The organism is Algoriphagus sp. NBT04N3 (genome assembly GCF_019443765.1).
In the GTDB taxonomy this organism is placed as follows: domain Bacteria; phylum Bacteroidota; class Bacteroidia; order Cytophagales; family Cyclobacteriaceae; genus Algoriphagus; species Algoriphagus ornithinivorans.
On record NZ_CP048415.1, the window covers coordinates 53,829 to 65,601 of the forward strand.

Sequence of the window (11,773 nt, forward strand, 5' to 3'; positions counted from 1 at the left end):
ATGGCAAAAAGAGACTATTATGAGGTATTGGGTATAAGCAAAAGCGCCTCAGCTGACGAGATCAAAAAGGCTTACAGAAAGCTTGCAATCCAATATCACCCCGATAAAAACCCGGATAATCCAGAAGCTGAAGAAAAATTTAAGGAAGCTGCAGAGGCCTACGAGGTTCTAAGCAATCCTGAGAAGAAACAGCGCTATGATCAATTCGGTCATCAAGGCCTTGGTGGAAACGGAGGCTTCGGTGGAGGAGGTATGAATATGGAAGATATCTTCTCCCAGTTTGGTGATATTTTTGGAGGCGGGGGAGGTTTCTCCTCATTCTTTGGTGGAGGTGGTGGAGGTAGACGTACCAAAAAAGGTACAAACCTTCGTGTAAAACTGAAGCTTAACCTTCAGGAAATAGCCAATGGTGTAGAGAAAAAAATCAAAGTTAAAAGGCATGTCATTGCCCCTGGCGTTACATTCAAGTCTTGTTCGACCTGTCAAGGATCTGGACAGATAAAAAAGGTGGTAAATACCATGCTTGGCCAGATGGTTTCTGCTAGCACCTGCGGTGTTTGTGGAGGAAGTGGCCAAATAGTAGATAAAAAACCTGCTGAAGCAGATTCCAGAGGTCTTATCATCAAAGAAGAGGTGATTTCTATCAATATCCCTGGAGGAGTAGCTGAAGGAATGCAATTAAGTATGTCCGGAAAGGGAAATGAAATTCCAGGAGGAATCCCCGGCGATCTTTTAATAGTGATAGAAGAGGTTGAGGATAATACACTTCAAAGAGATGGAAATAACGTCATTTACGATCTTTATATCTCTTTCTTAGATGCTGCCTTGGGGGCTTCTGTGGAAGTTCCAACCATTGATGGAAAAGTGAAAATCAAAATAGATCCGGGTACTCAGTCTGGAAAAATGCTGAGACTGAAAGGAAAAGGAATCAAAGATATTAATGGCTATACCAAAGGAGATCAGTTGATTATGGTCAATGTATGGACTCCTACTCAATTATCTAAAGAAGAAAGACAGACTTTGGAAGCCTTGAGAGATTCCGAAAATTTCAAACCGGATCCAGGAAGACAAGACAAATCCTTCTTTGATAAAATGAAAGAGTTTTTCTAAAATTTGATAAAGCCAGAAGCAATTCTGGCTTTTTTTATATTTTTAAAAACCTTTTCCATGTCAAGTCGTAACCTATCCGTATGCTGAGAAAATTCTGTCTGCTTTTTCTAGTAATCTTAGGTGGGGTAGGTGCAAGTAACGCGCAGTTGATTAAGGAGTACCGAGCTCCTGAAAAAGAAGGCTTCGATTTAGTATTATTCGAATTCTCTAGTTATAAAAGCTCTACACATCTTAAAAGGGTAAGGATTTCAGACCCTATCGCTATCCATGGTCACTTGGAGAAGGCTAATATTCTGCCTTATTTTTCACATCAGGTTAGCGATAATATTTTGTATTCTTCTCTCGTACATAAAAATGTGGAGTCCGATAATCTGGGTAAAAGCATCACTTCAAAAATTTTTTCTTCAGGAAATGATGATTTCGGACATAGTTGGGATATCAGTCTAAACTCCAATTTTCTATATCACTTGGATTTCACTCTAGGAGTAGGGAAAGCAGAATTTGACTTGGCACAGCTGCCTATCAGCCAATTAAAAGTTAAGAGTGCCAGCGCCGATGTGAAAATCCACTACGGGAATGAAGATCCTAATAGAGTCAGGATGGATACATTGTTGGTTACCTTAAATATGGGTACTGTAAATGTACAGTCGGCTAATTTCACCAATGCCAAAAAAATGATTTTTGAGGTTAATTATGGAAACTTGAATTTGAATTTTAGCGATGGAATGTCCTCGCCATCAAGTGTCATTGCAGCAGTAGGCGCCGGTACATTGAAACTTAAGCTTCCCCCTGAAAACTTTCCAGTTAGGATAAAAGTCCGAACAACTGCTATGTGCAGAACTTCTATCCCAAAATATTTACGTTCTTTGGGAGATGAGACCTACGTGTCTAAAGGGTATGACCCTGATGACCCCAACTTACTAGAATTGATTGTTGATGTTGGAGTAGGTTCTTTGACAGTAGAATAAAACCTTTTCAATGCTAGAAACCCTCAACCTTAATAAAACCTACGGCTTAAATAGAGCTCTTACAGATATTAATTTAAAAGTCCCCAAAGGAGTAATTTTTGGACTTTTGGGCCCCAATGGTGCGGGGAAGTCTACCTTGATTCGAATTATCAATCAAATTATAGATGCTGATTCCGGTGAGGTTTTGATTGATGGGCAGCCCTTGGCTCCAAAACACATCAGCCTTATAGGATACCTTCCTGAAGAGCGTGGGCTTTATAAAAAAATGAAAGTCTGGGATCAAATGCTCTATTTTGCCAGACTCAAGGGCCTTTCCCAACAAGAAGCCAAAAAGCGAATCCATAACTGGCTTGCCAAGATGGAAATGAGCACATGGAAGGATAAAAAGATTGAAGATCTATCTAAAGGGATGGCTCAAAAAGTTCAGTTTATCTCTACGATTATTCACAACCCTCCCTTATTAATTTTAGACGAACCATTCTCAGGCTTTGATCCTGTGAATGCTGAAATCATCAAAGACCAAATTCTAGAACTGAGAAATCAGGGTACCACAGTCATTTTAAGTACGCATAGGATGGAATCCGTAGAGTTGCTTTGCGATCAGGTTGCTATGATCAACCGTTCGCACAAAATCTTAGACGGAACGATCAAAGAAGTAAAAAACAGCTACAGACCGGAAGTTTTTAGAATTAGTATTGACCAACCTACTCTTCCTATTCCTACTGAGTGGGCGGTTCAAACTGACGGAGAGTCCGTGCATTTTACGCTGCCATTGAGCGGTAAAACTCCCAATGAACTCTTGATAGAATTGATGAATTACGGACAGGTTTCCAATTTTCAGGAAGTAATTCCCAGTATGGAAGAAATTTTTATTCACCAGGTAAAATCAACTCAAAATGGATAAAATCTGGTTAGTCATTCAGAGAGAATACCTTTCTCGGGTAAAAAAGAAATCCTTCTTATTAGCCACTTTGCTTACGCCGCTGATTTTTCCGGCAATCATGGCGGTTTTTGTTTGGATTGCGGTTGAAGAGAAAGAGAACCAATCTCTAAGAATTATCGAAGTGGTGGATGAGAATAAGCTTTTTTTCATGGAAAGCTCTCAACAATATGCTTTTTCATTTTCCGATAGTAGTCCTGAAGAGGCAAAGCTTCTCGTTCAAAATGGAGACCGTTATGGGTTTTTATACATTCCTAAAATAGACTTAAAAAATCCTCAGGGCATTACCTTTTACGGAGAGGAAAATCCCAGCATGAGTTTGGTATCTTATCTAGAGAGTAGTCTCAAGAAAAAAATTGAGGATCAGCGTCTTTATGATTCAGGAATCGACCCCCAAATTCTATCAGATATTCGTACTTCAGTTGATTTGAAATCTATCACACTGAACCAAAAAGGAGAAGAAAAAGTATCCGATGCAACAGTCAATTACGCGATAGGGTTTTTAGCTGGAATTCTGATTTACATGTTCATTTTCATTTATGGAAATCAAATCATGCAAGGGGTAATTGAGGAAAAGTCCAGCCGGATTGTTGAAATATTGGTGTCATCTCTCAAACCCTTTCAGCTGATGATGGGGAAAATCGTTGGTATTGCCGGAGTGGGTTTAACCCAGCTTTTAATCTGGATTATTTTGATAGGTACTTTGACTACTGTTGTAACGGGAATCCTAGGCCTTCAAATGCCTCAAGAGCAAGCGATGGAATTGGCACAGGCTGATATGATTCAAACAGATAATTCTGAATTTACTGAAATACTGCAAGTCATCGCAGGGATAGATTTTATCAGTATTATCTCCAGTTTTATATTTTACTTCTTAGGAGGCTATTTATTATATGGGGCCTTGTTTGCAGGTATTGGCTCTGCTGTGGATGCTCCTTCCGATGCTCAGCAATTCATGCTTCCAGTTACGGTTCCTTTGATAGTAGCCTACATGGGTTTATTTGTATTTGTGTTGCAAGATCCAAATAGTACCACTTCTTTTTGGCTTTCTATTATCCCCTTGACTTCACCCATAGCGATGATGGGAAGGGTAAGTTACGGTGTTCCATTTTGGGAATTGGGACTCTCTATGCTCTTGTTGATTTTAGGGTTTTTGGCTACCACTTGGCTTGCTGGAAAAATCTACAGGATCGGTATTTTAATGCATGGCACCAAGCCTTCCTATAAAACCCTTTGGAAGTGGATTAAATCTTCGAATTAAAAGAAAAGCGGAACCTGATATTAACCTCAGTGTTCCACTTTTCAATTGAATTAAAACTAATTACTTTCTAAATTTATTTCAGGTATGCAGAGAGCATCCACACCACTTTTTCTTTGGCTGTGATGTAATCACTCATTAATGTTACGGTACCCTCATCTCCTTGTTCGGAAGCAGAATCCAGTACTTCACGCTCTACTTTTAGTAAAGTATTTAGATTCTCTCGAACAATTTCCACCATTCTTTTAGAATCCTGAATTTCTCTCGCTTCCTTGATTTCAGAATTCTCAATGTACTCTCCGTAAGAGGATAATGGTCTTCCTCCCAAGGTTAAAATTCGCTCTGCTACTTCATCCACGTTTTCATTCGCAGTGGTATAAAGCTCTTCAAACTTCGCATGGAGTTCAAAGAAATTTGGACCGCTTACATTCCAATGAAAATTTCTCAGATTCTGATAATAAATCTGATAATTGGCCAACAATAAATTTAACTTTTCTATAAGGGCTATACTGTCTTTTACGCCCAATCCGATGTCATTCGTTTTCATATTTTTATTTTGTTTTTGTCTTAGATTTAATACCTTAAATTTACTAAAATCCACTTCCTGAAGCCAACTGATAATATCTATAGCTGAGATATACTATCTATTGGATAAAGGAGTTAATAGCCTTAAAGGCCAAGTTAAACTGCATGAAAAACCGTTTCCAGGATCTTACTTCCATCGACTTCTATCAAAACCGAAAACAAGTCAAATGGTTGGTGGTAATTGTATCTTTAATTATCGGAGCAGGATCCATTTGGTATACCAACCGACTGGTGGAGGAACTTAGAGAGCGGGAAAGAAGACAGATAGAGCTCCTGTCCAGTGCGCTTGAATATGCCGCTTCCAATACGGATAACCTAACTTTTATCAATCAGGAAATCATCCAGCAGAATTATTCTATTCCGGTAATTATGGTGGATGCCAGTGGTGAGCCTATAGAATTTCGAAATATACGATTCAAGAAAAATGCGGATGGAGAGGATTCCCTGAAAACCTTGGATATTGAATTGGAAAAAATGAAGGCCGAATATGAGCCTATTCTACTTCGGGAAGCAGATATTCTGGTTTACTATCGCAATTCAGAATTACTTATCAATTTGAAATATTATCCTTATGTGCAACTGGCGGTAATTTTGATTTTTGGGATGCTGGCCTATGCAATTTTTAACCAAAGTAAAATCGCAGAGCAGAATCGGGTTTGGGCAGGACTGACCAAGGAAACTGCACATCAGTTGGGAACTCCGATCGCCTCTTTGATGGCTTGGATAGATTATCTCAGAAACTCTCCTGTTTGGGAAGAAAATAAGGAGATTATCACTGAAATGGATAAGGATGTCGTGAAGCTGAGAATGGTAACGGAGCGATTTTCAAGTATTGGAAGCAAGCCTATGATTCAGGCTGAGAACTTATATCAGGTCATAGAAGAAACGATCACTTATCTCCGGCCAAGAATTTCGACCAAAGTGGATTTAAATATCAAGGCTGACTCCAGAGATTTGGATGCCATGATGAATAAACCGCTTTTTGAATGGGTGATAGAAAATATCTGTAAAAATGCTGTTGATGCCATGAAGGGCAAAGGCACGATTACTATTGAGCTGCTTCAAGACAGTGATAAATTTGTTATCATAGATATTACAGATAATGGAAAGGGGATGGAAAAGCGACTTTTCAGAAAAGTTTTTAATCCAGGTTTCTCTACCAGACAGCGGGGATGGGGCTTAGGGTTGACATTGGCTAAACGAATCATAGAAAGTTACCACGGCGGTAAAATTTTTGTTAAAAGCTCAGAAGTTGGAGTTGGCACTACCTTTAGAATTGTCTTGCACAGTACTTTAGAGGGTGCAGAACAGTTTGTTACAGAAGGAATTTTGGAATATTGAGGGATTATCGAAAGTAGATTGACGATTTGCGAAATTAAATCGGAACTCCATACTTTATCCTCAACCTTGAACAATCAGGGATAAGTTTGATATCCTTATTAGTAACTCTAAATTCCTAAATCCATTTTCCTTACCTTTGCAGGCTGAAAGAAAGGACCCATGAGTTTGAATAAGGAAATCAGTAAGAGAAGAACTTTTGCCATCATTGCCCACCCGGATGCAGGGAAGACCACGTTGACCGAAAAACTTTTGCTTTTTGGTGGGGCGATCAATACTGCAGGTGCTGTCAAATCCAATAAGATTGATACAGCAACCAAGTCTGACTGGATGGAAATCGAGAAGCAAAGAGGTATTTCCGTGGCAACCTCTGTGATGGGCTTCGAATATAAAGACACCAAAATCAATTTGCTGGATACTCCTGGTCACCAGGATTTCGCAGAAGATACTTACCGAACCCTGACAGCTGTGGACTCGGTTATTATGGTAATTGACTGTGTAAAAGGGGTGGAGATTCAGACTGAAAAGCTGATGGAAGTCTGCCGGATGAGAAATACACCAGTTATTTGCTTTATCAACAAGCTGGATAGAGAAGGAAGGGATCCTTACGATTTATTAGATGAGGTAGAGCAAAAGTTGAATATTCAATGCCGACCACTTTCTTGGCCGATTGGCATGGGTAAAAGTTTCAAGGGTGTATACAATCTTTACGATAAGAAGCTTAATCTTTTCACACCTTCTCAGCGAAAGCTTTCCGATGACCGAACTACCTTTGAAAATTTAGAAGATTCTGAATTGGATACCTTGATTGGGCAGAATGCTGCAAACCAACTTCGGGAAGATGTGGAGCTGATTGATGGGGTATATCCAGAATTTGATCCGAAAGAGTATTTAGAGGGAAAAGTTGCCCCCGTGTTTTTTGGATCTGCGGTAAATAATTTCGGAGTGAATGAAATGCTGGATACTTTTATCAAAATTGCCCCTGCACCTAAAAGCAGGAATACAGATGTAAGAGAGGTGAAACCGGATGAATCCAAGTTTTCAGGATTTGTTTTTAAAATCCATGCGAACATGGATCCTAATCACCGAAATAGAATTGCTTTTTTGAGAATTTGCTCCGGTAAATTTGAACGAAACAAGCCTTACAACCACGTAAGAGGACCCAAGCCACTTCGTTTTTCAAATGTGACTCAGTTTATGGCTCAGGATAAAGAGATCATTGATGAGGCTTTTCCAGGTGATATTGTGGGTTTGTATGATACAGGAAATCTAAAAATCGGCGACACATTAACGGATGGGGAGAATATGGTCTTCACGGGAATTCCTAGTTTCTCGCCGGAGATCTTTAGAGAAGTGGTCAACAAAGACGCCATGAAGACCAAGCAATTGGAAAAAGGGCTGAAGCAATTGATGGAGGAAGGAGTAGCCCAACTGTTTACCTTCGATATGGGTTCTCGAAAAGTAGTCGGTACTGTGGGACAGCTTCAATTTGAAGTGATTCAATTCCGATTGAAAAATGAATACAATGCCACAGTGGAATTCCATCCGATGAATTTATATAAAGCCTGCTGGATCAGTAGTAAGGATAAAAAGCAATTGGATGAGTTTGTTCGATCAAAGAACCGCCATATTGCTCATGATAAAGACGGGAAACTGGTCTTTATGGCCGAATCCAAAGCTTGGCTTCAGATGGTTCAGGACAATTATCCTGAGATTGAATTTCACTTTACATCGGAGTTTTAAATTACTCATCCTCCAATGGTTTTCAACCTTGGAGGGTTTGTTTTTTGTCAAAGGCAGGCTTTTTCCTTTTAACCGATTGCTCTTTTGTATGGTAATACTGCTTTATAAGCTGAATTGCTTTTCCTACAGTTGAACGGTATACTGGGAGAATTCTGTTTTTTGAAAATCATGAATACTATCTTATTTCACTCAAAGCATTTTCATAATCCAAAATATCGAATGAGGTAAATCCTTCCGCTCTAAAAAGCAGAATCTGATCAGTCATTTGTACCAACTCTTCCTTTATTAGTTTTTTTTGTTCATCGAGATAAAGTGGAATCGGCGAATTTTCAATCAGAGGATGTAGTCGAAGCGTTTTCGTATTTTTTGCAATCAAAACGATAGCTCCAGGGCTTCCTTTAGGAAGAAGTTGTAATTCACTGTAAAAGCTATCCAGACAGGTTTTACATCCTTCAGGATTGACTACTAAAATCCAATCTTCAGGCTCTGTAATATTTAAGATCCTTGCAATTTTTGATTTATTGGGATTTGAGCACGAGAGAAATGCAAAAAAAACCATCAAAATAAAAAGTGTTTTAATCTTCATAATTCAGACCTTCAAACCTAATAATGTCATATCGAAGGATATTTTCATCAAAATCATCCCTGTTGGGATTATTGGTGGACACGTACAATCCCTTTTTACCTACGAAATAATTCCTGTTCTCAATTCCATGGTTTAAAAAATTGAATTCACCTAAGATTTTCAAATCTTTATCCAGAACCATGACACCAATCATAGGTCTTCTTGAAAAAATTGATCTTGGACCGAGGTTATAATCGTTGACGTTTATCTTTGGCAAGAAAAATCGATAAAATACATCTCTATAAATATCATAGATGAAATTCTCATAACTATCACTTTCTAAGTCTTGTATAATTCCCTTATCTCCAGGGGCAGGGAAACCATCGATAATTCTAAAACTGTTTACTGATTCAGACTTTACATTTACATAGCTCACTAGTCCCTCCCCTTTTTTTGAAATCACCCAAAGTCTATGGTCAGTAAAAGGTGCAACAATAATGGAATCATACCTATTAGCCCATGCGAAATTGGCGCTTTTTTTTCCATCAGACCAAATATTAGGAGGCCTAGAAATTGGAATCCATCTTGATACAGTATCAGTTTTATTTGCTTCTATTTTAAAAATTGAAAGAGTATTAATCGCTTCTTTCTCTGTGATATTAAAAATATTTGAATAAAAAGGCTGGGCTCCCCAAAGCTCTTTATCTTTTAAAATAAATGGTGTCTCATTAGTAGACCCCACATAATTGACCTTGTTTTCGGGATCAAATATTGGGGTACTGGCTAGAACCTCGCCTTGGAAATTGATACTAAAGGCCTTTGGGGGTATGGAAGAAATAAGTACGCAATCAGGTTTGTAAATTTGAAATCCGCTATAATTCCCGATACTATTTGGACCATCTGTAAATAGCGGGATTTTGTAGTTTATTTTTTTAGTTTGAAGATCGAAAAGTATAATTTCAGGTTTGCTTTTGTTTTTAATGGCGAGATACTCTCCTGAGTCACTCTTTATGTATTGAACCCTCCTGATATCGGGATTGAAATCTGAATTTATTGAAATGATTAACGTTTCGTTTATTTTTTTCTCTGTGATAGAATAAGTAAGTTTTTTTTCACATGAGGAAAAGACAACTAAAAGGGAAATAATTAAAATTATTGAACGCATAATTAGATGAAAAATGTGGCTGTTCCCTATTTCATCAAAATCAATAAAATAAAGCCCAGCCACAGATTGATTATTGAACTTGTTCGCCTGGTTGTGTTTCGCAACCGCAAAGATTTGTTTCTACAGGTGTAGTACATCCTTCATCATCCCATTGGCAATAAACCATTTTGTCTTGAGCCTTGGCATTATTAGTTCCAAAGTAAGATAGCCCTAGTGATGCTAAACCAACTAGACTAGCGGATAAGGCAAATAATTTTAACTTTTTCATGATTTTTTAAATTTAAGTTTGAAAATTGATTTTTGTTTTGGGAATGCCTAGAATTTCCCGGATTTGATCTATGGCCAAAAAAGATCACTAGCAATATAGGAGGTGCAAAAAAAACTAATTGGATAAAATATTTTAAAGTTTTAATCACAAATCAAAAAACAGATCACATAAAGCGAATTTCAGTTCGTAAGGCAGGCACTAGTCTAAATCCTGGCTTCAGTTGGTACAGGACAATTATCCCGAGATTGAGTTTCACTTTACTTCGGAGTTTTAGAAAAATACTCCACCAGGTTTTGAAAAACTGAAGGGTTGGGTTTTTAACAATTGGTAGTCTTGATTACCCAGGATCGAGATTAATAGAATGTTGCTTTCGGAAAATCGGTATGAAGAGTCTTTTCTTAGAAAACTGGAAAAATTCGGAATCTAATTCCGAATTTTTCCATATTTTTAGCCATGATTTATCGTAAAGCTTCTGAAAAACTACTGGAACTGGCCACTTATTTTAAGGTGGTTGCCGTCGTCGGCCCCCGTCAGTCCGGTAAGACGACACTTGTTCGTTCGATTTTCCCTCAAAAGCCTTACATTTCATTAGAAGACCCTGATCGGAGAAGGTATGCAATAGAAGATCCCCGTGGCTTTTTGGGAGATTTTCCAGAGGGTGCTATTCTTGATGAAGTACAACGAACCCCTGAATTATTCTCATATCTCCAAGGGATTGTTGATGAGAAACCTATCACGGGTCAATTTATATTGACTGGTTCCAATAACTTTCTTTTACAGCAATCGATCACCCAGAGTTTGGCAGGAAGGGTGGGTTATTTGCAGTTGCTCCCATTTCAATTAGTAGAAATTTATTCAAAAGAACATGAGGTGCCGGATGAGGATTCTCTCATGTTAAAAGGGGGTTTTCCCCCGATTTATCAGCCCGGAATTCCCACTTACCATTGGTTCCCTAATTATTTAAGAACCTATATTGAACGAGATGTTCGTCAAGTGAAAAACATTTCCGATTTGATCGTTTTCGAAAGATTCATCCGACTGCTGGCTGGGCGAGTGGGCCAAGAGTTGAATCTGACATCCTTGGGGAATGAAGTTGGAGTAGATAGCAAAACCATACAATCTTGGATTGGAATTCTAGAGAGTAGTTTTTTGATTTATTTGTTGCGTCCCCATTTTCAAAATTTCAATAAAATTATCGTCAAACGACCAAAGATCTATTTTCTGGATACTGGCTTGGTGAGCTTTTTACTGGGGATTGAGCGTAAAGAACAATTAAAAACGCATCCATTGAGAGGTGCACTTTTTGAAAATCTCATCGTGACCGAATTAATCAAGCAGCGAACGCATCAAGCGCAAGAAATCAATTTGTTTTTCTGGAGGGATAAAACCGGGCATGAGATTGATGTTCTGATCGATGAAGGTGTGGACTTTACTCCCGTCGAAATCAAATCTGGAAAAACCATCAATTCCGATTACTTTAAGAACTTGAAATACTGGATGAAACTCAGTGGACAAAAAAAAGGGATGGTTTTGTATGTAGGGGATCAATCTCAATCCCGAAGTGATGGAGTAAAGGTACTAAACTGGAAAACATATTTCTTCCGTGACTAGGAATTTCATCTTTATGGCCCAATCCAAAGCCTGGCTTCAGTTGGTACAGGACAATTATCCTGAGATTGAATTCCACTTTACTTCGGAGTTTTAAAATACTCACCCTCCAAAGGTTTTCACCCTTGGAGGGTTTGTTTTTTGTTAAAGGCGGGCTTTTATCTTTTAACCGATTGCTCATGTGTATAGTAATACTGCTTTTTAAGCTGTATTTCTTTTCATACA

The 11,773-nt window shown here is 38.4% G+C and carries 11 protein-coding genes; 7 read left to right on the top strand and 4 right to left on the bottom strand.

Annotated features, from left to right (window positions below):
* The 4 genes from dnaJ to GYM62_RS00300 all read left to right on the top strand — a co-directional run bounded on the left by dnaJ (position 1) and on the right by GYM62_RS00300 (position 4,279).
* The gene (dnaJ, locus tag GYM62_RS00285) at positions 1-1,110 is read left to right on the top strand and encodes a molecular chaperone DnaJ (protein ID WP_219957868.1); all 1,110 of its coding nucleotides are present in this window, start codon (positions 1-3) and stop codon (positions 1,108-1,110) included.
* Between the two features lie 80 nt (positions 1,111-1,190).
* Positions 1,191-2,078 (top strand): hypothetical protein, encoded by an 888-nt coding sequence (locus GYM62_RS00290; RefSeq protein WP_144607367.1) that lies wholly within the window; start codon positions 1,191-1,193, stop codon positions 2,076-2,078.
* A gap of 10 nt (positions 2,079-2,088) precedes the next feature.
* A complete protein-coding gene (locus tag GYM62_RS00295) occupies positions 2,089-2,982 on the top strand; it encodes an ABC transporter ATP-binding protein (protein ID WP_219957869.1) in 894 nt (297 codons plus the stop codon).
* Positions 2,975-4,279 carry an ABC transporter permease gene (locus tag GYM62_RS00300; RefSeq protein WP_219957870.1) on the top strand — a complete coding sequence of 435 codons (1,305 nt, stop codon included), beginning with the start codon at positions 2,975-2,977 and terminating at the stop codon, positions 4,277-4,279. Before GYM62_RS00295 ends, GYM62_RS00300 begins: the two co-directional genes overlap by 8 nt.
* A 73-nt stretch (positions 4,280-4,352) precedes the next feature.
* Here GYM62_RS00300 and GYM62_RS00305 read toward each other — a convergent pair whose 3' ends face one another.
* Entirely contained in the window at positions 4,353-4,823 is a 471-nt protein-coding gene (locus GYM62_RS00305) for a Dps family protein (RefSeq protein ID WP_091654963.1), read from the bottom strand.
* Positions 4,824-4,966: 143 nt separating this feature from the next.
* Here GYM62_RS00305 and GYM62_RS00310 point away from each other — a divergent pair, with 143 nt between their 5' ends.
* Together GYM62_RS00310 and GYM62_RS00315 are read left to right on the top strand one after the other, a co-directional pair.
* Positions 4,967-6,202, top strand: a complete 1,236-nt coding sequence (locus tag GYM62_RS00310) for a PAS domain-containing sensor histidine kinase (RefSeq protein ID WP_219957871.1) — start codon at positions 4,967-4,969, stop codon at positions 6,200-6,202.
* A 159-nt stretch (positions 6,203-6,361) separates the two neighbouring features.
* Positions 6,362-7,942, top strand: a complete 1,581-nt coding sequence (locus tag GYM62_RS00315; protein WP_091654961.1) for a peptide chain release factor 3 — start codon at positions 6,362-6,364, stop codon at positions 7,940-7,942.
* 175 nt (positions 7,943-8,117) lie between these two features.
* On the opposite strand, the gene GYM62_RS00320 is transcribed toward GYM62_RS00315, so the two are convergent.
* The 3 genes from GYM62_RS00320 to GYM62_RS00330 all read right to left on the bottom strand — a co-directional run bounded on the left by GYM62_RS00320 (position 8,118) and on the right by GYM62_RS00330 (position 9,940).
* Positions 8,118-8,528, bottom strand: a complete 411-nt coding sequence (locus GYM62_RS00320; protein WP_219957872.1) for a hypothetical protein — start codon at positions 8,526-8,528, stop codon at positions 8,118-8,120.
* Positions 8,518-9,672 (bottom strand): DUF4221 family protein, encoded by a 1,155-nt coding sequence (locus tag GYM62_RS00325; RefSeq protein WP_219957873.1) that lies wholly within the window; start codon positions 9,670-9,672, stop codon positions 8,518-8,520. Before GYM62_RS00325 ends, GYM62_RS00320 begins: the two co-directional genes overlap by 11 nt.
* A 70-nt stretch (positions 9,673-9,742) precedes the next feature.
* Positions 9,743-9,940 (bottom strand): hypothetical protein, encoded by a 198-nt coding sequence (locus GYM62_RS00330; RefSeq protein WP_219957874.1) that lies wholly within the window; start codon positions 9,938-9,940, stop codon positions 9,743-9,745.
* Positions 9,941-10,393: 453 nt separating this feature from the next.
* Here GYM62_RS00330 and GYM62_RS00335 point away from each other — a divergent pair, with 453 nt between their 5' ends.
* Positions 10,394-11,551 (top strand): ATP-binding protein, encoded by a 1,158-nt coding sequence (locus GYM62_RS00335; protein WP_219957875.1) that lies wholly within the window; start codon positions 10,394-10,396, stop codon positions 11,549-11,551.
* Positions 11,552-11,773 lie beyond the last annotated feature (222 nt).